This window comes from Kaistella sp. (assembly GCF_032060305.1).
Taxonomy (GTDB): domain Bacteria; phylum Bacteroidota; class Bacteroidia; order Flavobacteriales; family Weeksellaceae; genus Kaistella; species Kaistella yananensis.
Genome location: NZ_DAMBHK010000037.1, coordinates 1 through 21,846, shown reverse-complemented (window position 1 = coordinate 21,846; position 21,846 = coordinate 1). Strand labels below are relative to the sequence as shown.

Annotated in this window: 23 protein-coding genes; 18 read left to right on the top strand and 5 right to left on the bottom strand. The window is 38.7% G+C overall.

Annotated features, from left to right (window positions below):
- Positions 1 to 29: 29 nt before the first annotated feature.
- On the top strand, positions 30 to 797 hold the full coding sequence (locus tag V5N63_RS06920) for a TatD family hydrolase (RefSeq protein WP_332033358.1): 768 nt from the start codon (positions 30 to 32) through the stop codon (positions 795 to 797).
- A 43-nt stretch (positions 798 to 840) separates the two neighbouring features.
- On the opposite strand, the gene V5N63_RS06915 is transcribed toward V5N63_RS06920, so the two are convergent.
- The 5 genes from V5N63_RS06915 to V5N63_RS06895 all read right to left on the bottom strand — a co-directional run bounded on the left by V5N63_RS06915 (position 841) and on the right by V5N63_RS06895 (position 5,159).
- Positions 841 to 2,094 carry a DEAD/DEAH box helicase gene (locus V5N63_RS06915; protein WP_332033357.1) on the bottom strand — a complete coding sequence of 418 codons (1,254 nt, stop codon included), beginning with the start codon at positions 2,092 to 2,094 and terminating at the stop codon, positions 841 to 843.
- Positions 2,095 to 2,300: 206 nt separating this feature from the next.
- Positions 2,301 to 2,789: a DUF6438 domain-containing protein gene (locus V5N63_RS06910; protein WP_332033356.1), complete on the bottom strand. Its 489-nt coding sequence runs from the start codon at positions 2,787 to 2,789 to the stop codon at positions 2,301 to 2,303.
- Positions 2,790 to 2,878: 89 nt separating this feature from the next.
- Positions 2,879 to 3,862, bottom strand: coding sequence for a GTPase ObgE (obgE, locus tag V5N63_RS06905; protein ID WP_088468766.1), 984 nt, complete (start codon positions 3,860 to 3,862; stop codon positions 2,879 to 2,881).
- A gap of 115 nt (positions 3,863 to 3,977) precedes the next feature.
- On the bottom strand, positions 3,978 to 4,556 hold the full coding sequence (locus tag V5N63_RS06900; protein WP_088468767.1) for an adenylate kinase: 579 nt from the start codon (positions 4,554 to 4,556) through the stop codon (positions 3,978 to 3,980).
- Positions 4,557 to 4,604: 48 nt separating this feature from the next.
- The gene (locus V5N63_RS06895) at positions 4,605 to 5,159 is read right to left on the bottom strand and encodes a phosphoribosyltransferase (RefSeq protein ID WP_088468768.1); all 555 of its coding nucleotides are present in this window, start codon (positions 5,157 to 5,159) and stop codon (positions 4,605 to 4,607) included.
- 173 nt (positions 5,160 to 5,332) lie between these two features.
- On the opposite strand from V5N63_RS06895, the gene V5N63_RS06890 reads away from it, so the two are divergent.
- From V5N63_RS06890 to trxA, 17 genes are all read left to right on the top strand, one after another.
- The gene (locus V5N63_RS06890) at positions 5,333 to 6,619 is read left to right on the top strand and encodes an adenylosuccinate synthase (protein WP_332033355.1); all 1,287 of its coding nucleotides are present in this window, start codon (positions 5,333 to 5,335) and stop codon (positions 6,617 to 6,619) included.
- Between the two features lie 324 nt (positions 6,620 to 6,943).
- A complete protein-coding gene (locus V5N63_RS06885) occupies positions 6,944 to 7,759 on the top strand; it encodes an energy transducer TonB (RefSeq protein WP_332033354.1) in 816 nt (271 codons plus the stop codon).
- Between the two features lie 170 nt (positions 7,760 to 7,929).
- On the top strand, positions 7,930 to 8,703 hold the full coding sequence (locus V5N63_RS06880; protein ID WP_088468771.1) for a ParA family protein: 774 nt from the start codon (positions 7,930 to 7,932) through the stop codon (positions 8,701 to 8,703).
- 51 nt (positions 8,704 to 8,754) lie between these two features.
- Complete coding sequence (locus V5N63_RS06875; protein WP_332033353.1) at positions 8,755 to 9,642, top strand: ParB/RepB/Spo0J family partition protein; 888 nt, start codon at positions 8,755 to 8,757, stop codon at positions 9,640 to 9,642.
- The gene (locus V5N63_RS06870; RefSeq protein ID WP_332033352.1) at positions 9,643 to 10,272 is read left to right on the top strand and encodes a DUF5683 domain-containing protein; all 630 of its coding nucleotides are present in this window, start codon (positions 9,643 to 9,645) and stop codon (positions 10,270 to 10,272) included.
- Positions 10,273 to 10,291: 19 nt separating this feature from the next.
- On the top strand, positions 10,292 to 10,993 hold the full coding sequence (gene dapB / locus V5N63_RS06865) for a 4-hydroxy-tetrahydrodipicolinate reductase (RefSeq protein ID WP_332033351.1): 702 nt from the start codon (positions 10,292 to 10,294) through the stop codon (positions 10,991 to 10,993).
- 72 nt (positions 10,994 to 11,065) lie between these two features.
- A complete protein-coding gene (gene lepB / locus V5N63_RS06860; RefSeq protein WP_332033350.1) occupies positions 11,066 to 12,718 on the top strand; it encodes a signal peptidase I in 1,653 nt (550 codons plus the stop codon).
- Between the two features lie 62 nt (positions 12,719 to 12,780).
- The gene (locus tag V5N63_RS06855; protein WP_332033349.1) at positions 12,781 to 13,392 is read left to right on the top strand and encodes a WbqC family protein; all 612 of its coding nucleotides are present in this window, start codon (positions 12,781 to 12,783) and stop codon (positions 13,390 to 13,392) included.
- Between the two features lie 9 nt (positions 13,393 to 13,401).
- On the top strand, positions 13,402 to 15,132 hold the full coding sequence (locus tag V5N63_RS06850) for a S8 family serine peptidase (protein ID WP_332033348.1): 1,731 nt from the start codon (positions 13,402 to 13,404) through the stop codon (positions 15,130 to 15,132).
- Positions 15,133 to 15,238: 106 nt separating this feature from the next.
- On the top strand, positions 15,239 to 15,718 hold the full coding sequence (locus tag V5N63_RS06845; RefSeq protein ID WP_088468778.1) for a lipocalin family protein: 480 nt from the start codon (positions 15,239 to 15,241) through the stop codon (positions 15,716 to 15,718).
- A gap of 15 nt (positions 15,719 to 15,733) precedes the next feature.
- On the top strand, positions 15,734 to 16,426 hold the full coding sequence (locus V5N63_RS06840; protein ID WP_332033347.1) for an OmpA family protein: 693 nt from the start codon (positions 15,734 to 15,736) through the stop codon (positions 16,424 to 16,426).
- 93 nt (positions 16,427 to 16,519) lie between these two features.
- Positions 16,520 to 17,404, top strand: coding sequence for a decaprenyl-phosphate phosphoribosyltransferase (locus V5N63_RS06835; RefSeq protein WP_332033346.1), 885 nt, complete (start codon positions 16,520 to 16,522; stop codon positions 17,402 to 17,404).
- The gene (locus V5N63_RS06830) at positions 17,404 to 18,723 is read left to right on the top strand and encodes an FAD-binding oxidoreductase (protein WP_332033345.1); all 1,320 of its coding nucleotides are present in this window, start codon (positions 17,404 to 17,406) and stop codon (positions 18,721 to 18,723) included. Before V5N63_RS06835 ends, V5N63_RS06830 begins: the two co-directional genes overlap by 1 nt.
- Before the next feature lie 11 nt (positions 18,724 to 18,734).
- Positions 18,735 to 19,460 carry an SDR family NAD(P)-dependent oxidoreductase gene (locus V5N63_RS06825; protein WP_332033344.1) on the top strand — a complete coding sequence of 242 codons (726 nt, stop codon included), beginning with the start codon at positions 18,735 to 18,737 and terminating at the stop codon, positions 19,458 to 19,460.
- Positions 19,461 to 19,470: 10 nt separating this feature from the next.
- Entirely contained in the window at positions 19,471 to 20,058 is a 588-nt protein-coding gene (locus tag V5N63_RS06820; protein WP_332033343.1) for an HAD family hydrolase, read from the top strand.
- Positions 20,059 to 20,097: 39 nt separating this feature from the next.
- The gene (locus V5N63_RS06815) at positions 20,098 to 21,273 is read left to right on the top strand and encodes a cysteine desulfurase family protein (protein WP_332033342.1); all 1,176 of its coding nucleotides are present in this window, start codon (positions 20,098 to 20,100) and stop codon (positions 21,271 to 21,273) included.
- Positions 21,274 to 21,346: 73 nt separating this feature from the next.
- The gene (trxA, locus tag V5N63_RS06810; RefSeq protein WP_332033341.1) at positions 21,347 to 21,664 is read left to right on the top strand and encodes a thioredoxin; all 318 of its coding nucleotides are present in this window, start codon (positions 21,347 to 21,349) and stop codon (positions 21,662 to 21,664) included.
- The last annotated feature ends 182 nt before the right edge of the window (positions 21,665 to 21,846 follow it).

Below are 21,846 nucleotides of genomic sequence, written 5' to 3'. Positions count from 1 at the left end.
AGTCGGGCTGCAACCTAAAAACAAATGTAATGATCGATACCCACACCCATTTATATTCAGAAGAATTCGATGAAGACCGAAAGGAAATGATAGAAAGAGCTCTTAAAAAGGGAGTTTCCAAATTTTACCTTCCTGCAATTGATTCTACAACTCATGACCAAATGCTCGCTTTGGAAAAGGAATATCCGAATCAGATTTTTTCGATGATGGGACTTCACCCATGTTATGTGAAACCTGAAACCTGGGAAAAAGAACTTCAGATTGTTGAAAACTATCTTCATCAAAGAAGTTTTCCCGCAATCGGGGAGATTGGGATTGATCTTTACTGGGATAAATCTACCCTGGATATTCAGGTGAAAGCCTTCGAGCAGCAAATCGACTGGGCGATACAGAAGGATTTACCGATCGTGATTCACACACGTGAAAGTTTCGATGAAGTCTTCGAGGTTTTAGAAAGAAAAAAACACCCGAAACTTCGTGGAATTTTCCATTGTTTTTCCGGAAATCTCGACCAGGCAAAACATGCCGTGAATTTGAATTTTCTGTTAGGAATTGGTGGAGTAGTAACATTCAAAAACGGTAAAATCGACCAGTTTCTCCATGAAATTCCTTTAGACAAAATCGTCCTCGAAACTGATTCGCCATACCTGGCTCCGGTTCCGCACCGTGGCAAAAGAAATGAAAGTTCTTCCCTTGATCTCGTTGCAGGAAAGCTCGTGAATATTTACGGGAAAGATTTTTCAGAAATCGACCGCATCACGACCGAAAATGCTGAACGGATTTTTTCTAAGAATTAAAATTAAAAAACCGCGAAATGTGCTTCGCGGTTTTTTTAGATATTTATTTTTTCCTGGAAAAATTACTTTTATTCTTCGGTTTTTTATAACCGATATTTTCTTTAGTTTGCGGCTTTGGTCTTGGGGTGAAAGGTTTGTTATTAGAATCTCTTTTCTGCGGCACCAAACCGTCTGTATGGTAGGGATGATCGGTTTCCACAGGGATCTTCTTTCCGATGAGTTTTTCTGTATTTTTTAAATTCAGCAAGTCGAGGCTGTCAACAAACGAAATGGAACTTCCATCAGCGCCGGCTCTTCCTGTTCTGCCAATACGATGAACATAAGTTTCCGAAACATCAGATAGTTCAAAATTCACCACATATTTCAGTTCATCAATGTCGATTCCACGCGCTGCAATATCGGTGGCCACAAGAATTCTTGTCTTGCCGGATTTGAAGTTATTTAAAGCGTTCTGTCTTTGGTTTTGAGATTTATTTCCGTGAATCGCTTCCGCCGAAATTTTTTGTGACTGCAGTTTTCTTGCAATTTTGTCAGCGCCGTGCTTCGTTCTCGAGAACACCAAAACAGAATCTGAAATATCGTTTTTCAGAATATGAGTAAGCAAATCGAGTTTATTTTCTTTTTCAACAAAATATACCTTTTGCTGAATGGTATCTGCAGTTGCGGAAACCGGTGCAACCTCTACTTTTATAGGATTGGTGAGCATCGAGTTGGCCAGTTTGTTGATTTCTTCCGGAAATGTTGCCGAGAAAAAAAGCGTCTGTCTCTTTTGTGGAAGCAGTTTTATAATCCGTTTCACATCGTGTACGAAACCCATATCCAGCATTCTGTCGGCTTCATCCAGAACAAAGATTTCAAGATTTTTCAGTGAAATAATTCCCTGTGAAATAAAATCGAGAAGTCTTCCGGGTGTTGCAACCAGAATATCTACACCTTTTTTTAGAGCAGCTTCCTGCGCGCCCTGCTTTACTCCGCCGAATACGACGAGGTTTCTGAGTTTTAAATGTCGTCCGTAGGCATTAAAGCTTTCTTCAATCTGTATCGCCAACTCTCTTGTAGGCGTTAAAATCAAAGCTTTGATCTGATTGTTACGGATATTTTTTTCTGTTAAATTCTGAAGAATTGGGATGGCAAATGCTGCGGTTTTTCCGGTTCCGGTCTGTGCGGTTCCCAAAAGGTCTCTGCCCTGTAAAATGCTGGGGATTGCTTTTGCCTGAATAGGTGTTGGTTGGGTGTAACCTTCTTCCTGTAACGCTTTTGCGATAGGATCTATTAATTGTAAGTCGGTAAAATTCAAATGGAATGTTTTTAATTAAAATAAAATGAGCTCCGTCATTCTTTCTATAATGTAACGAAGAAATGAATTAGAAAATCCGTGAAATTTTCAGGGTTCCGCAGGTCGCGGATTCATCAAGAATGACCTCGTTCATAAAAAATCCTTCCGGCGAGGAAGGAATTTTGTGCTGCAAAGATAGTGTAAAATTATTTAACGTGTATTAATGCTTATTTCGCAACCCTTGTCCACGTTTGGGTTTTACGTAGATCTTCGATGAAAGTATAAACTTCATCCAGTTTTTCGGTGCCGCCTTTTCCGTAATCTTCAATATGTTTTGTACTTCCGTCTGCAAAGGTGATTCTTAAATGCGCAGTGGGTAAATCGGAGATATTTTTGTTTCCGTAATAGCTGTTTAGATTTTTAAGATTTAACTCATCCAGAAGTGAAATAAGTTTATTGTAATCGGCCTGCTTAATCGTGGTTTTAAAAATGCCTTCTTTCGGACCGCTGAAATCATCTTTCGACCTTCCTTCAGTAAAAGTGAATCTTTCCGCATCAATAACTGCTGTTCTGTCGGGATTAACGGTTATTTTGAAAATCGGGCAGAACCCAAAACAGGCTTCAGCGTTGTATTCAATTTTGGAATAGTTTGATGGGGTTGGAGTTGCACACGATACTACAAAAACCAATGAAAGGAGAAAAACGAGATACTTCATAATTTAATTTTAAACATTTGCGGCAACTTTTATTCCAAAAAAAAAAATAGACTTGAATGTTCAAATCTATTTTTAAATTTTTAGAATTATTATCCGTGAAGTTTCTTCCAGATCGCGTCTTTCAGTTCCATTAAACCTTCCTGCGTTACCGACGAAAAGAAAATGGGTTTTCTGTTTTCAGGGAATTTGTTTGAGATTTCTTCTTTCAGTTCTTCATCCAGCATATCCGATTTGGAAATGGAAATGATGTAATCCTTATCCAAAAGTTCTGGATTAAATTTTTTCAGCTCATTCTCCAAGATTTCAAATTCGTTATAGTAATCTTCAGCGTCTGCCGGAATTAAGAATAGGAGAATTGAATTTCGCTCGATATGTCTTAAAAACCGGTGCCCTAAACCTTTTCCTTCTGCTGCACCTTCAATAATTCCGGGAATATCGGCCATTACAAAAGATTTATAATTCCGGTAATCTACAATTCCTAAATTAGGAGTAAGCGTGGTAAACGCATAATCTGCAATTTTTGGTTTCGCTGCAGAAACTGCGGCTAAAAGGGTAGATTTTCCCGCATTTGGAAAACCTACAAGGCCTACATCTGCCAAAAGTTTCAACTCGAAAGTCACAAAACCTTCTTCACCCGGAAGTCCAGGCTGCGCATACCGTGGTGTTTGGTTGGTTGCAGATTTAAAATGCTCGTTTCCGAGACCTCCTTTTCCGCCATGCATAATGATGATTTCCTGGCCGTCTTCCATAATTTCGCCAATAATTTCGCCTTCTTCATTTCTCGCAATGGTGCCGATAGGAACTTCAATGTAAACATCGGCTCCATAAGCACCTGTGAGCTGGTTTTTACCACCGTTTTCACCACGTTCCGCTTTGATGTGTCGGGTGAAACGTAAAGGTAGAAGCGTCCATTCATGAGCGTTTCCTTTCATGATTACGTGGCCGCCTCTTCCGCCATCACCACCATCGGGACCGCCTTTGGGTATATATTTTTCACGGCGGAGATGTGCAGAGCCTGCGCCGCCATGACCACTTTTACAATGGATTTTTACGTAATCTACGAAATTTGACATATTTTTAAAATTCTGATTTCAGCTAAAAAACTTTTAAAGTTCTTCGTGAATCGGTTGATCTGCCTGAGTAAAGTTAAGTTTTAGGGAAAATTCTGCGTCTTAGTTTACTGGCTTTTTATTTAATCTTCTCTACTTCTGCAAAGAGTTTTTCGGAAATTTCATCAATTCCGCCTACGCCGTTTACTTCAACGTATTTGCCCTGCTGCTTGTAAAGTTCTGCAACTTCTGCAGTTTTTGTATAATATTCTTTAATTCTTGCCCGGATGATCTCTTCATTTGAATCATCTGTTCTTCCGCTGGTTTCGCCTCTTTTCAAAAGTCTTTCCACCAAAATTTCATCGTTTACGATCAAAGAAAGGCAAACGGAAATTTCACCATTCAGAATTTCTTTCACGATTTTTTCCAACGCTTCCGTTTGATTTGCAGTTCTTGGATAACCGTCGAAAATAAAACCGCTAGTATCAGTAGGTTTTTTTACTTCATCAATCAGCATATCGGTGGTTACCTGATCGGGTACAAGTTCGCCTTTATCGATATAGGATTTAGCGAGTTTGCCCAGTTCTGTGCCGTTTTTCATGTTGTACCGGAAGAGATCACCGGTAGAGATTTGTTTCAGATTGAATTTTTCAATCAGATTTTGTGCTTGCGTACCTTTTCCACTTCCCGGAGGACCGAAGAGAACGATGTTTATCATTTTATTAGATTTATATTTTGAATTTGAGTGTTGATACTCAATTTTTACTTATTCGTTAATCCTGCCTTCTTCAAGTTGGTACAAATCTCTGAGGTTTCTGCCCAGTTCATCATAATCCAAGCCGTAACCTAAAACAAATTTGTTCGGGATTTCCTTGCCGATGTAATCAAGTTTAAATTCTTTCTGGTAAACATCAGGTTTCAGAAGGAAAGAGGCTAATTTTACCGATTTGGGACGCTGGGTTTCGGTGAAATACTGAAATAGGCTTTCTACCGTGTTTCCGGTGTCTACAATGTCTTCAACTAAAATAATATGCCGGTCTTTGATGTCTTTTGTAAGTTCCATTTTCTGGTATACGATTCCCGTAGATTGGGTTCCGGCGTAAGAACTCATCTGGATGAAAGCGATTTCGCATTTCCCGGGATAGTGTTTCAGCAGGTCAGAAAAAAACATGATCACGCCGTTTAAAACACCAATAAATACTGGGGTTTCATCTTTGTAATCTTCATAGATTTTTAACGCGGTTGCTTTTACGATTTCCTGGATTTCAGCATCTTTAAGATACGGAACAAAAGTTTTGTCGTGAATTTGAATGGACTCCATATATATTTACAAAATGCAAATTTAAGGTTTTTTAAGGAATTTTTTTGAATTATAAATTACAGACCATTCAAATTGATCCATTTAAAGAGGTTGATGGTATTATTTAGAGTTAAAACTTTTGCGCAAAACCTTAATTAAATCTATTTTTGTAGAAATCTAAAAAAAAGTAAAATATGTCAACTTATGTAGTTGTAGGTCTTCAGTATGGGGACGAAGGTAAAGGTAAAATAACAGACGTGCTGTCGGCAAAATCCGATTACGTGGTACGCTTTCAGGGCGGTGATAATGCAGGACATACAGTGTATGCGGGCGAAGAAAAATTTGTATTGCATCTTCTTCCATCCGGTGTTCTGCAGTGTAAAGGGAAATGTATCATTGCCAACGGAGTTGTAGTAAATCCTAAAGCATTTCTTAAAGAAATCGGGCAAATTGAAGAAAAAGGGATGAAAACAGATCATGTTTTTATCAGCCGCAGAGCCCATGTGATTATGCCTTATCATATTTTACTCGACACCTACCGTGAAGAAGAAGCCGGCGGAACGCACATCGGCACCACAAAAAAAGGAATCGGACCGTGTTATGAAGATAAAATCGCCAGAATCGGTATCCGAATGGTAGATTTGCTGAATCCTGAAGTTCTGGAAGAAAAAATCCGAAAAAATCTTAAAATTAAAAATTCTCTTTTCGAGAAATATTTTGAAAAACCCACTTTAGAATTTGATGAAATTTATAAAGAATTCCTGGAACTCGGTGAAAAACTGAAAGACAGAATCGTAGATACTGAAGTTGAACTCAATCAAGCCATTCATGACGGTAAAAACATTCTTTTTGAAGGTGCCCAGGCTGCAATGCTCGATATCGACTTCGGGACGTATCCTTATGTCACTTCTTCTTCGCCTACTACCGGTGGAGTTTGTTCCGGTGCGGGTGTTCCCCCGACAAGTCTGCAGAATTTAATCGGAGTTGCAAAAGCTTACACCACCAGAGTAGGTGAGGGACCTTTCCCAACAGAACTCGATAATGAGCTGGGCGAAAACATCCGACAGATTGGTTTCGAATTTGGGGCAACTACCGGAAGACCAAGAAGAACCGGCTGGCTCGATCTGGTTTCGCTGAAACATGCGACGATGATAAATGGAATCAATAATCTGGTTATCACTAAATTAGATGTGCTTTCCGGTATTCCGACACTGAAAATTGCAACTAAATATAAAACTGAGGACGGAAAAATCATCGATTATTTCACTTCATCCACAACAAAACTCTATAAATACGAGCCGATTTATGAGGAGCTTGAAGGCTGGACTGAAGATATTACGAAAGTTAGAAGTTACGACGAGCTTCCGCAAAATGCCAAAAAGTACATTGAGTTTATTGAAAACTATTTAGGAATCAGTGTGTATTTGGTTTCTGTAGGACCGGAAAGAAGTCAGAACATCATCCGTAAAGAGTTGTTTTAAAGGTTATTTAGAAATATCAAAAAGCTGCGGTAAAAAATTATTGCAGCTTTTTTATGGTATTTTTTTAATATGTTAAAAATTTATTTTAAATATTTTTAACCATAAACATATTATTAAAGAATTATTTAAACCAATGCGTCTGGGTTCGTCATCAAATTCAGTTTGGGTTAGTTTAAAATTTTCATATTGTTATGGATAGAATATATTTTAATTTTGATTGTTAAAAATTTGGTTTATTTTTTGATGATTATTTAAAAGTATTAAAAATTTAATTCAAATTAGATAATTTAATACTGCTACAATTAACATTTAAATTACAGGATCATGAAAAATTTTTTAACTTCTGACAGAGAATCTCGGTTTAATGAGATTCTTTTCGAAAACCGGAACAAGAGTTATGGTGCGTACGTGCTGCGAAACGAAGAAGGCTTGATTATGAAAAAGTCACTCTTTATCGGCGTAGCATTCTTTGCTGCTATTGCTTTAACTCCTTTATTAATTAATGCTTTAATGGTGAAAGAAACAGTGCTTCCGGCGCCGCCAGTTATTCATGATTTAACACCGATCCCAATTATCAGAGATAAAGAGCCTGATGTTATTAAACCTGCGCCTCCAGTTGCGCCAAAAATAAATACTTACGATTCCCGTGTTGCAACGCCGACAAGAGACGCGATGGAACCGAAACCCATAACTGCAGACGAAAAAAATAATGCGGCACCGGGCATTGATACTAGTTTGGATAATCCGCCTGTACTTACTCCGCAGGTTGTAGAAACTCCGCAAATCACTACTCCAATTATACCTGAACTTCCGAAAAAAGTGGATAATACTCCGGTTGATAGGGTAGATGTTGAAGCGGGTTTCAATGGAGGAATTAATTCCTTTCGGGCGCAGGTCGTGCAGAATTTTAACTCAGAGGATTTCGACGACTCTTTTGGGCTTATGAAAACTACAGTCACTTTTATTGTGGAAAAAGACGGTACCATCTCGAACATCAAAGCAAATGGAAGCAATAAGGATTTTAATGCAGAAGCAGAAAAATCCATCAAAAAAATCAAAGGAAAATGGACGCCTGCAAAACTCAACGGGGCGTATGTGCGAAGTTATTTTAAATTCCCAATTTCTATGCAGTTTGAGTAAAAGCTCAGCATGAGTTTCTTAATTTTCAGTTATCCACAAAATATCAGGTTTTGTGGATAATTTTTTTCCGCTATAAAGCTTTAATTAACAATACTTTAACTTAAACCAAGTTATTAACAATCATCCGAAAATGATAAAAAAGTGTATTTTTGGTGATTAAAATTTAACTAATGGCTAAAATTATAGGGGTTGCAAATCAGAAAGGCGGCGTTGGTAAAACAACTACTGCGGTTAATTTGGCAGCCGCACTTGGAGTTCTGGAAAAGAAAATCCTTTTGATTGATGCAGATCCTCAGGCTAATGCAACATCAGGACTGGGGATTGATGAAGCTAATTTCTCAACCTACAATTTATTGGAGCACAGTACAGATGCGAAAAACTGTATTCAGAAAACCGCTTCTCCAAATCTGGATATTATTCCTTCCCACATCGATTTGGTGGCAGCAGAAATCGAACTTGTAGACCGCGAAAACCGTGAATACATGCTGAAAGAAGCTTTGCAGTCTGTAAAAGAAGATTACGATTATATCATTATCGACTGTGCACCAAGTTTGGGATTAATCACAATTAATGCTTTAACTGCGGCTGATTCCGTAATTATTCCGATTCAGTGTGAATATTTTGCGTTAGAGGGGTTGGGTAAATTACTCAATACCATTAAGAATGTGCAGAAAATTCATAATAAAGATCTGGATATCGAAGGATTATTGCTGACGATGTTTGATTCCCGTTTAAGACTTTCTAACCAGGTGGTGGAAGAAGTCAATTCTCATTTCCCGGAAATGGTTTTCGAAACCATCATCAGCAGAAATGTGCGTTTAAGCGAGGCACCAAGTTTCGGTGAAAGTATCCTGAATTACGACGCAGAAAGCAAAGGAGCGATACAGTATCTTCAGCTGGCTGAAGAGGTTTTGTTGAAAAACGAAAACTTAGTAAAAAATTAAACTGGATTTTTAATACGGATCGCTATAATAAAAAATCATCATTCATAAAAAATGAAAGACAAGAAAAGAGCAATGGGACGTGGTTTGGGCGCTATTTTAAGTGCCGAATCCAAAGCTACGGTAAACTCCGCTACCGATGAAGGAGCTGATAAGTTTGTGGGAAATATCGTACAGGTTTCTATTGATGATATTTACGCGAATACCTCGCAGCCGCGAACATATTTCGATGAAAAAGCCCTGAATGATTTAGCGCAGTCGATTAAAAATTTAGGCATTATTCAGCCAATCACTTTAAGGAAAGACGGCAGTAAATTCGAAATTATTTCCGGCGAAAGAAGATTCCGTGCAAGTAAAATTGCAGGTTTGGAAACTATTCCTGCCTACATCCGTTTAGTTAATGATCAGGAACTGCTCGAAATGGCTTTGGTTGAAAACATCCAGAGAGAAGATCTGGATGCCATCGAAATTGCTTTAACTTATCAGAGACTTCTCGAAGAAATCGGGATGACTCAGGAAAACCTGAGCCAGCGTGTCGGGAAGGAACGCAGTACTATCACAAATTCCATCCGTCTTTTAAGACTTAATCCCGATGTACAGAACGCGATCCGAAGCGGAGAGATTTCTGCCGGTCACGGCCGTGCGATCATCAGCCTTGATGATGCAGAAAAACAGGCGGAGCTTTTCAATAAAATTATTAAGAATAATTTAAGTGTTCGCCAGGCAGAAGAGGAATCGAACAGGCTTAAGAATCCTGATAATTCACCCAAAAGAGAGAAAGCCGCAGTCCCGAATCATATTAAAAAAGCTGAGAAAAACCTTGCCGATATTTTGGATGTTAAGGTTGAAATTAAAGCTGCTGCCAACGGAAAAAAAGGAAAAATCGTACTCGATTTCAAAAACGAAGAAGAGCTCGAAAATATTCTTTCACATTTCAGATAAATGAAGAAACTAACGGTACTTTTCGTCCTACTGTTTTCAATGAAAATCTTCGCACAGGTAAGTCCGAAAGATACAATTCGTGTTGAAAATTATCCTACAGACTCCATCTCTGCAGTAACCCCAAAATCTGAAATCGAAGTTTATACCGAAATTCAGGAATCCAACGCTGCGCCAACTGTGGCAAAATTCAATCCCACAAAAGCAGGATTATATTCGGCTGTTTTACCTGGACTCGGCCAGTATTACAACAAAAAATATTGGAAAATCCCGATCGTTTGGGGCGGAATCGGTACCGGTGTTGGTGTAGTGCTTTGGAATCAGAAACAGTACAACCGTTACAGAGATGCATTCATCGCACAACTCAACGGTCAGCCTCACGAGTTTTCAGATATTCCCGGAATCACAGCAGAAGCTTTGGGAAGAACGCAGGACAGGGCAAAGCGGCAGCGCGATTACGCTATTGCAATTACCGGCCTGGTTTACATCCTTAATATTGTAGATGCGGTAGTGGACGCACACCTTTATGAAGGCCGAAAGGATCCCGATCTTGCTTTGCAGCCTACGGTAATTTATGATGAATTCGGAAAACAGAATTCAAAAGCAGGTCTTAGTTTAAGTTATAATTTTTAAAGCAAAATCAACGGAAAGTATGAGAATAGCACTGGTAGGATACGGAAAAATGGGTAAAATTATTGATGAAATAGCGACCCAAAGAAATCATGAGATTGTTGCAAAACTAAATGAGTCTCCAAATTCAGAAAACCTGAATAATGCTGATGTAGTCATCGAATTTTCGAATCCTGAAGTGGCTTTTAACAATATTAAAACCTGCCTGGAGAATAAAATTCCGGTAATTTGCGGAACGACAGGCTGGCTCGACCAAAAACCCGAAATCGAAAAAATCGCAGCTGAAAATAATACCTCTTTTTTATATGGCTCGAATTTCAGCTTGGGAGTAAATCTTTTCTTTGCGCTGAATGAAAAACTGGCTGATCTGATGAAAAATTTTCCTGACTATAATATTCAGCTTGAAGAAATTCATCACATCCACAAAAAAGATGCTCCAAGCGGGACGGCGATTTCTCTTGCAGAAGGAATCATCAAAAATGACAATAGATTTGAAGGTTGGAAGCTCGATGAAACCAGAGATAAGGAACTGGGAATTTTTGCAATCCGTGAAGATGAGGTTCCCGGTACGCACAGCGTTTTCTATAAAAGTTCTGTTGACGAAATTGAAATCAAACACACGGCTTACTCCAGAAACGGCTTTGCGCTGGGCGCTGTAATTGCTGCAGAGTGGATTCAGGGAAAAACAGGTAACTTTTCGATGAAAGATGTTCTTTTCTCTTAGTAAAAATTATTTTGTAACAGTTACACTATCCTGCTAACTAATAAGCCATTAAACAACCACCAACACCACATTATGAATTATTTTCTCACTTATACAGTTTATGTTTTAATCCTCTCAGTTCTGATGGGGATTTCAACCTGGAAACTCTATAAAAAAATGGGTTACAATCCGCTTTTTGCTTTTGTACCTTTTTATAATTATTATATCATTCAGAAAGAAACCGGCCACCCGAAATGGTGGGTCGCAATGGCTTATCTTCCGATTGTCGGGCCTATTATGATGACCGTTTTTCATCTGTTTCTGATGAAACATTTCGGTAAAAGCACCTTCTCGCAGCGGTTACTTACTGTGATTCTTCCTTTCATTTATATGGCATTTGTCAATTATTCGAAAGATCCAGAGATAGAAACTGAGGACGAACTGTATTTAACTGAAGACGAGAAAAGTGAGAAAAAGAAAGAGTCTTTTGCAGGTTCCATCACTTTTGCTGTAGTTTTTGCGACAATCGTTCACGTGTTCATGACCCAGCCTTTCGGAATTCCGACAGGTTCCATGGAACGTACCCTTCTCGTGGGCGATTTCCTGTTTGTGAATAAATGGAGTTATGGATTCAGAATGCCGATGCGTCCTGTGGCAATTCCGTTCTTGCAGGGAACCATTATGGATACAGGCGAAAAAGGTAACCCGAAAGATGATCCGAAATCGTATGTGGAAGCAGTGAAATTGCCATATGCCAGAATTTTCCAGTTTAGCAAACCTGAGAAAAACGATATTGTAGTTTTCAATTATCCTCAGGATTCGGTGCATAAAGCAATCGACAGAAAAGATCCTTACGTAAAGCGTTGTGTTGCTGTAGCCGGAGATATTATTGAAATTAAAGCCGGAAGACTTTTCGTAAACGGAAAACCGGAAACAATCTTAGGAGATCAGCAGAAACAGCACAAATTTATTGCAACTACAGGGAGCCAATTAGATATTCCGGCACTTTACAGACAGTACGGTTTCCTGCCTGTGCAGGAAATACAAACAGAAACAGGTTATTTGTACGATTTTCAAGGTCTGACCGATCAAACGGCTAAAGAAATAAAAGAATTGCCACAGGTTATCGAGCTTAAAGAACACATCTGGCCAAAAGATTCGGCAGCGCTTTCCTATAAAGTGAATGCCGCAAGAGACAGCTATACGAAGAATTTAGATACGACTCAGTCTATTTTCCCAATTAATAAAAAATGGAATCAGGATTGGTATGGACCATTGAAAATTCCTAAAAAAGGAGATGTGGTAACTTTAAATCAGGAAACTTTACCAGAATACCAATGGATAATTTCTGAATACGAACATAATAAACTCGAAAACAGAAACGGAAAAATCTTTGTAAACGGAAAAGAAACCACCCAATATACCATTAAACAGGATTATTATATGATGATTGGGGACAACCGCGATGCTTCACTCGATGCCAGGTTTTTTGGGTTTGTGCCGGAAGAAAATATTGTCGGCAGCCCGATGTTTACCTGGATGAGTGTGGAAGGCCTGTTTTCTGATAAAAGCTCATCTTACCAACCCGAAGGTAAAAAAATCCGTTGGGACCGTATGTTCAAAGCCACCAACACCGGCGAAGCAAACAAGACATCTTACTGGTGGGTAGCGGTGATACTTTTAGTACTGTTTTTTGGCTGGGATTACTTTGCTAAACTCTTCAAAAAGAAAAATAACGAAGACTAATAATCTATCCTGATATAACCACAATCCCTCTCCATCGGAGGGGGATTTTTATTAAACCGATTATGAAAATTTTATTACCCATATTTTACCTGCCGCCCATTTCGTGGTTTGCGGTTTTTTTGAAGGAGGAAAACGAGATCGTATTCGAGCAGCATGAAAACTTTCCGAAACAGACCTACCGCAACAGGGCAAATATTTATGGCGCTAACGGAAGATTGTCTTTAATCATTCCCACGCGGCACACCGGCAAACGCATAATGAAGGAAACCGAAATTTCTCACCGCGAAAACTGGCAGCAACTTCACTGGAAATCGATAAAAACTGCGTATCAGAGCTCTCCTTATTTTGAATTTTATGAGGAAAAACTTGAAAAAATATTTGAATTTAAAACGGATTCTTTGATTGAGTTTAATCTGAATGCCTTAAAAATTATTCAGGATATTCTGAAGACCGAAAAGGCATACTCTTTGAATAATGACTATGTCAAAATTCCGTTGGAAGAGAATTATCGTGAGAAATTTTCAGCCAAAAAGGCATCAGAATTTGAAATGGAAGAATATTACCAAACCTTCAGTGATAAGTTGGGGTTCGAGAAAGACCTTTCAATTCTGGATCTGATTTGTAACAAAGGACCGGAAACTTTGACTTATTTAAAGAATATTCAGACCAAATAAAAATTTATAATGAAAAAAGTACTTATTGCAGCTGCCTTCCTTTCAGGAGTTGCTTCTTTTGCCCAAAGTACCGACGTTGCTTTGGATCCCATGAAGGACAAAGATTTAATGACCTGGTATCACAAAGATTTTTCTTCTTCAAATACTTACGGAGTTAATACACAAAATGCTTATAAATATCTTGAATCCAAAGGTTTAAAACCAAAGCCTGTAATTGTGGGCGTTCTTGATAGTGGGGTAGAAGTTGATCACCCGGGTTTAATTAAAAACATGTGGAAAAATCCTAACGAAGTCCCAAACAACGGAAAAGATGACGACGGAAACGGTTATGTCGATGATATCTACGGTTGGAATTTCATTGGTGGAAAAAACGGTGACATCGATATTGACAATATGGAAGTGACCAGAGTGGTAAAAAAATACCAATCACTTTTTGAAGGTCCGAATTCTGCCACAAACAAAGCAAATCAGGCGAAAATGCCCGAAGAATTTGCAATGTACATGAAATCCAAAGAAATCTTCACCAAGAAAAGCATCGAAGCAAAGCAGGGTTACGAAACTTATTCCAGAATTCAGAAAATGATTCCGGATATGGTTAAGTTGTTGAATGGCCAGAATCTGACTCCAGAGGCGGTGGCAGCAATAAGACCAACTACCCAGGAGCAGGCAATGGCAGCATCAGTGCTTGGTCAGGTCGCTCAGGATCCTTCTGTAAAAGGAAAATCTCCTGCTGATGTTCAGAAGTTTTTGGAGGCGCAAATGAAAGAAGCTTTAGATTATTACACACCGCAGGCCACACAGCAGTATAACCTTGATTTCGATCCAAGAGCATCTGTGGTTGGTGATAATTACGAAGATTATACTCAGAAATATTACGGCAACAATCATTATGAAGGTCCCGATGCCCAGCACGGAACCCACGTTGCAGGAATCATTGCAGGTTATCCGCAAGGTACAGAAACGCAGTACGGAGTTGGTTACAAAACGGCTAAAATTATGACCGTAAGAACTGTTCCGAATGGTGATGAGCGGGATAAAGATGTCGCAAATGCAATTCGATACGCTGTAGATAATGGTGCTAAAATTCTGAATATGAGTTTTGGCAAGCCTGTTTCTCCGGGTAAAACTGTAGTTTGGGATGCCTTTAAGTACGCACAGGACAAAGGTGTTCTTTTGGTTAAAGCTGCAGGCAACGAAAATGAAAATATTGCTGAAAATGTCTATTATCCAACAAATTTTAAAGAGGTTACAGATGCTAAACCGTTCATCAATAACATGCTTGTAGTGGGAGCTTCTACGAATAATAATGAATTCCTGCGGGCAGATTTTTCCAACTATAACCAAAAAATGGTGAACGTGTTTGCTCCCGGAGATAAAATTTATTCTACCGTTCCGGATGGTAAATATGAATATCTGCAGGGAACTTCAATGGCATCGCCTGTAGTTGCCGGTGCAGCCTCTGTTCTTTGGGCATATATGCCGAATCTAAAACCGCAACAGATCATTGAAGCATTGGTGAAAACATCCAACAAATCTTCTGTTAATGCAATGATCAACTCCAATACAAACAACAGATTCGATTTAATCTCTGAAGCTGGCGGAGTCATTGACCTTCGTAAAGCCGCGGAATATGCATTCACAAATTTCTATAAAGCCGGAACACCTGTACCGACAGCAAAACCAAAAGCTGTAAAGAAAACGACAAAGAAAACGGTGAAGAAAACCGTAAGACGAAAATAATGATTTGTTAGATTATTTTATAAAAAGCCCGAATAATTCGGGCTTTTCTCGTTTAGTAGAAAACTTGGCACGGTTTTTTGTAACTAGTTGTTATAATTTTACTACTATGAAAAATATACTACTTACAGGAATTTTAGGTGCTGCAATCAGCATTTCCTGTTCCACAGCAAAAACCGCTCAGGCAAATAGAGCAGAATTTCTTCAGCTAAAAGGAGATTGGGAAATCACCAGTGTCGACTACGACAAAAATTACAGTGTAAAGCCTTTTGATGAAGGTGCAGATGCAAAATGTTTCGTAGGCAGCCACTGGAGATTAATTCCTAATAACTGGAGCGGATCTTATACCCTTAACGGAGGTGGTGCCTGCCCGAGTGTTATTCAGCCAATTAAATTTGAAGTGGTAAACGGTAACGAATTTAAATTCAAAAAATTACTGGAAGATACCAAAGCAAAAGCCGTAACCCAAGGCTACTCTTTAAACTTAATCAGCCAAACAACAGATTCTTTCAGTTTGGAACAAAACGTTCCGTCAGGTGGTCAAAACGTAAGAATCGTATATAACTTTGCAAGAACAGGAATGAAATAATCTAAAATTATAATAATGAAAATTTTTAATACAACAAACATAGCAGCTTTCTTCATTACTTCTACAATGATGTTAACAAGTTGTGAAGCAGTAAAAAATGCCAATAACCAACAGAAAGGTACTGTAATCGGTACTGCAGCAGGAGCTGTAATTGGTGGAGTTCTTGGAAATAACTTAGGAAAAGGCAAAAATGCACCAGCCGGGGCAGTTCTTGGCGGAATCGTAGGTGGTGTTGCAGGTAATGTTATCGGTAGAAATATGGATAAACAAGCCAAAGAAATTAAAGAAACTTTGCCGGGTGCAGAGGTTGAAAGAGTAGGAGAAGGTATTAAAGTGACCATGAAAGAAAATATGGTAAACTTTGGTTTCGACTCATCAGATTTAACACCAGCAGCTAAAGCAAACTTAGACAAGCTGGCTCAGGTTCTTAAAAATAACATGGATACTAACATTAATATCTATGGACACACCGACAGTAAGGGGACAGATGCTTATAACCTTTCTCTATCTGAAAGAAGAGCCGCAGCAGTGAAAAACTATTTGGTTTCTCAGGGAGTTTCAGCAAGCAGAATGTTTACCATGGGAGTGGGCGAGAGAGAACCTATTGCTTCCAATGATACTGATGCCGGAAGAGCAGAAAACCGACGTGTTGAATTTGCGATTACCGCAAATGAAGAAATGATCAACGATGCACAAACCGGTCAGTAAATAAGACCAAATCACAATCATTATATTTTTAAATCCGCTTCGGCGGATTTTTTTATTTTAAAATCACTAATTTTGTGATACTCTTTAATACGAATGACGAAATATTTAAAACTGCTTCGCGTTGAACAATGGGTAAAAAACCTTTTCGTTTTTGCGCCACTTTTCTTTTCCGGAAATATTACCAATCCCGATTTGCTGATCAAAAGTTTCTTTGCTTTTGCAGTATTTTCCCTTGCGGCCAGTACAGTTTATATTTTAAATGATTATTCAGACATTGAATCCGACAAAAAACATCCGGAAAAAAGCAAAAGACCACTCGCAAGCGGAGCGATTTCAAAGCCAAGAGCGGTGGTGTTTTTTATCGGGCTGATCCTTTTTATTTCTGTCATGATTTTTTTTGGCGCACAGTATTTTCAGCATAATATCTGGAAGGTTGCTGCAATCATTGTATTTTATGTGTTGATGAATGTTGCGTACACTTTTAAACTGAAACATGTCGCCATTATCGATGTGACCATTATTGCCATCGGTTTTGTACTGAGGGTTTTAGCGGGCGGTTATGCAACAGGAATTTATATCTCACAATGGGCAATTCTGCTAACATTTGTTCTGGCGCTGGTTTTGGCAATCGGTAAAAGAAGAGGCGAACTCATCAATGCGCAGATTTCCGGAAAAACCCGTCGGGCGCTCGATGGCTATAATGTTCAGTTTGCCGATATCGCGCTTTCAATAAGCTGTACCCTTGCAATCGTTTGTTATTTAATGTTTACGCTTTCACCGGAAGTTCAGCAGAAATTCCATTCCAGGGTTTTTTATACTGTAATTTTTGTTGTATTTGCGTTTTTAAGATATCTGCAGCAAACGCTCGTGTATAATAAAACCGAATCGCCAACAAAAATAGTATACCGCGACAGATATATTCAGGTCACTTTGGTGCTTTGGCTCGCTGCATTTTTACTTCAAATTTATTTCAAATAATGAAACCGAATTTTATACAGAAAGTAACAAATTGGGGGAATTTCCCTGTGGTGGAAAAGGAAATAAAGTCAGAAGATTCTATTGAAAAAATAAAAGATTTCGTTAGAAACAATAATGAAGTTATTGCACGCGGTAACGGCAGATGTTATGGCGACGCTTCCCTTTCAGAACATATATTTTCAACCAAGCGGCTTAATAAATTCATCAGTTTCGACCGTTTAAACGGTGTCATTGAATGCGAGTCAGGGGTTTTACTTTCTGAAATTTTAGAAGTAATTGTGCCGCAGGGGTATTTCCTGTACGTAACTCCGGGAACCAAATTTATCTCTGTCGGCGGAGCCATAGCATCGGACGTGCATGGCAAAAATCATCATGCCGAAGGTTGTTTTTCCGAGTATTTAGAAACGTTCTCCTTGCTGAATGAAAACAGCGAAGTCATTACGTGTTCAAGAACTCAAAATGAGGATAAATTCTGGGCAACAATCGGTGGAATGGGACTTACGGGAATTATTCTCTCTGCAAAATTCAAATTAAAGAATATTGAGACAGCCTATATCCGCCAGGAATCCATCAAGGCACAAAATCTCGATGAAATTTTTAAACTTTTTGATGAAAGCGAGTCCTGGACGTATAATGTTGCGTGGATTGATTGCCTGCAAACCGGAAAAAATATCGGCAGAAGTATCATGATGCGTGGCGAACATGCTTTTAAACATGAACTTCCTAAGAAATTGCACCAGAATCCACTGAGGCTCAAACAGAAATTTATTCCAAAAGTGCCTTTCTATTTTCCTGATTTTATGCTTAATAAATGGAGTGTAAAGTTATTCAACTATCTGTATTACAGTAAGCAACAAAAAAAAGAGGTGAAGAATTTTGTGGATTACGAAACCTTTTTTTATCCTTTGGATGTGGTGAATGACTGGAATAAAATCTACGGAAAGAAAGGGTTTATCCAGTACCAAATGGTAATTCCAAAGGAGAAAGGAAAAGCAGGCATGAAAAAAATCCTTGAAACCATCGCCAAAAGCGGAAACGGATCTTTCCTCGCGGTCCTGAAACTTTTCGGCAAAGAAAATCCTTCGGCTTACAATTCTTTCCCTCTGGAAGGGTATACTTTGGCGTTGGATTTTAAAGTAAATCCGAAGCTTGCAAAATTGGTTTCAGATTTAGATGAAATTGTAGAAGAATTTGGCGGCAGGATTTATTTAACCAAAGACAGCATGAGCAAATCATCACTTACCAATTATCTTCGAAACGTTCAGAATCCTAAATTTGTGTCTGTGCAACACAAGAGAATCCTCAGCAACAGCAATTAAATCTACAAAATATGATCGTTCTCGGCAGCAATTCAGAAATCGCCCAGGCCTTTGTAGAAAAGGTTTTAGAAGCTGGTGAAAAATATCCGGTCATCTATCTTCTCACCTCAAATCACGAAACTGCAGAAAAGTTTGCCCGCCATCTTGATGTGAAGTTTTTTCAGCGTACCGAAATCATCGAACTTGATCTGATGAAGGAAATCGACTATACTCAGCTTGATGAGATCAGTTCCGACTTACTGTTTTGCGCTACGGGATACTTGGGCGAAAACACGGAAGAAGGCCTGTATAACAATAAAAATACTGAAATAATTATCGATATTAATTACGCGAAACTGATTCCTGTTCTCAATTTTTTTGCCGGTAAAATGGAAAGACAGCGCTCCGGAACCTTAATTGTGCTTTCGTCTGTCGCAGGAGACCGCGGGAGGCAGAGCAACTTTATTTATGGCAGCGCAAAAGCAGGGTTATCGGCTTACTTAAGCGGTTTAAGGAATTATCTCTTCAGTAGAAAAGTTCATGTTCTTACCATAAAACCTGGTTTTGTGGACACCAAAATGACAGAAGGATTACCGTTGAATCCTGCACTTACCGCAACGCCAAAACAGGCTGCAGAAGGAATTTATAAAGCTTTTAGAAAGAAAAAAAACACAGCATATGTTTTACCGCTTTGGAGAATTATTATGTTGATTATTAAGAATATACCGGAGTTTATATTTAAAAAATTAAAACTTTAAAGAACTGGAAATGAAAAAACTGTATCTCTTCGATTTTGATGGTACTTTAACCTACAAAGACACCATGTTTCTGTATCTTAAATTCTATAATCCGTCGAAATTTTATTTACAGTTTCTGAAACATATTCCGCTTTTTGTGCTTTTAAAACTCAAGCTCGCGGATGCTGAGAAAGTGAAAAAAAGTTTTATTGCCTCAATTCTCAAAGGCCAAAGCCGTACGAAAATTGAAAACAAATCGCAGGCTTTTTTTGAAAAATACCAACATGATATTTTTCGTGAAAATGCTTTAGAATTCATTACCAATATCGACAGAAACCAAACTGAATGCTATATCGTTACCGCTTCCCTGGATATCTGGGTGAAACCATTCGCGAAAAAACTCAGGATGAATCTACTCTCAACCCGGGCAGAATTTAAAAATGATATTTTTACAGGGAATTTTATTGGAAAAAACTGCAACGGCCCGGAAAAAGTGAACAGGATTAATGAAGCATTGCAAGGCAGAAAATTCGATAAAACCATAGCTTTTGGCGACACATCCGGCGATACTGAAATGTTGTCTTGGGCAGATGAAAGCCAGTTTGAATTTTTTCACTAATTTTATACCCGCTATACCGCTAAAAAGAAAGTTAAGAAAATGGATAAAATATATTTGGATAATGCGGCTACCACGCCACTTGCCGAAGAAGTAATCGATGCAATGGTAAATGTGATGAAAGTAAATTACGGTAACCCATCATCCACCCACAGTCTCGGCCAGGAAGCGAAAATTCTCATCGAAAATGTAAGGCGCGAAGTGGCTGACTATCTCCATGTATCGCCTTCTGAAATTATATTTACCTCCTGCGGAACCGAATCCAACAACATGATTATTAAATCCTGCATCAATCATTTGGGTGTAGAGCGCATCATTACGTCACCAATGGAGCACAAATGCGTTGCTGAAACGGTTTTGGATATGAAGAAAAGGAAAGGAGTTGAAGTGGTTTATCTTCGTCCCGACCATAAAGGAGATTTCAACCTCAATGAATTAGAGGAATTACTTAAAGCTTCAGAAAAGAAAACACTGGTAAGTTTAATGCATGCCAATAATGAAATCGGAAATCTTCTGGATATTAAAAAAGTAGCGCAGATTTGTAAAGAAAACGGTGCGTTGTTCCATTCGGATACCGTACAGTCGATGGCGCACATGGAACTTGATTTTTCCGAGATTCCGCTGGATTTTGCATCTTGCAGTGCCCATAAATTTCATGGTCCAAAAGGAAGCGGATTTGCTTTTGTAAGAAAATCTTCAGGATTAAAGGGCATTATCACAGGAGGACCTCAGGAACGGGCTTTACGTGCGGGCACGGAAAATGTGTGCGGAATCGTAGGCCTTGGTAAAGCACTGGAGCTTTCTCTGCAAAATATGACGGAATATGCCACTCATATTAAAGGGATAAAAAATTATACAGTGGAAAGACTTTCTGCTGAAATTGAAGGCGTTAAATTCAACGGAAGAAGTGCCGAGGATGACAAAAGCTTATATACGGTTTTAAGCGTGCTTTTACCCTTTAAAGATCCAATGATCGGCCTCAAACTCGACATGAAAGGAATCGCAATCTCGCAGGGTAGTGCATGTTCATCAGGGGCTTCAAAACCTTCGATGGTGATGATGATGATTCTGGATGAGGAGGAAATGCAGGATTCCACACCTTTAAGAGTTTCTTTCAGTCATCTTACGACCAGAGAAGAAATTGATTCTTTGGTCACTGCCCTGAAGGAAATTGCAGCATCATTTAAGATAGAAAATACAAATGTTTCACATAGATAGAGGATTAGCCAAAGTCGCTGAAAAGTTGTAATTTTGTATCGAAAAAGTAATTTAATTATAAAAATATAGAAAAATGGCATTAGAAATAACAGATCAGTCATTCCAGGAAATGGTTTTAAATTCCGATAAACCGGTTTTAGTTGATTTTTGGGCAGTTTGGTGCGGACCATGCAGAATGCTGGGGCCAATTGTAGAAGAAATCGCAACAGATTTTGAAGGAAAAGCTGTAGTGGGAAAAGTGGATGTTGACAACAATCAGCAGGTTTCTGTAGACTACGGAATCCGAAATATCCCAACAGTTTTGATTTTCAAAAACGGACAGGTGGTTGATAAAATCGTAGGTGTGGCATCAAAAGAGGTAATTGCAGAAAAATTATCAGCGCATTTATAAAAAATAATCCCGTGAAAATGAATGCTTTCTGAAAAAGAAAGCATTTTTTGTGAGAAAACATTTTGTAGATAGCCAGAAAGTTGTATTTTTGCACTCACCAAAACAAAAGAAGTTCTTTAGTTATCAATGATCCGGTAGTTCAGCTGGTTAGAATGCCGCCCTGTCACGGCGGAGGTCGCGGG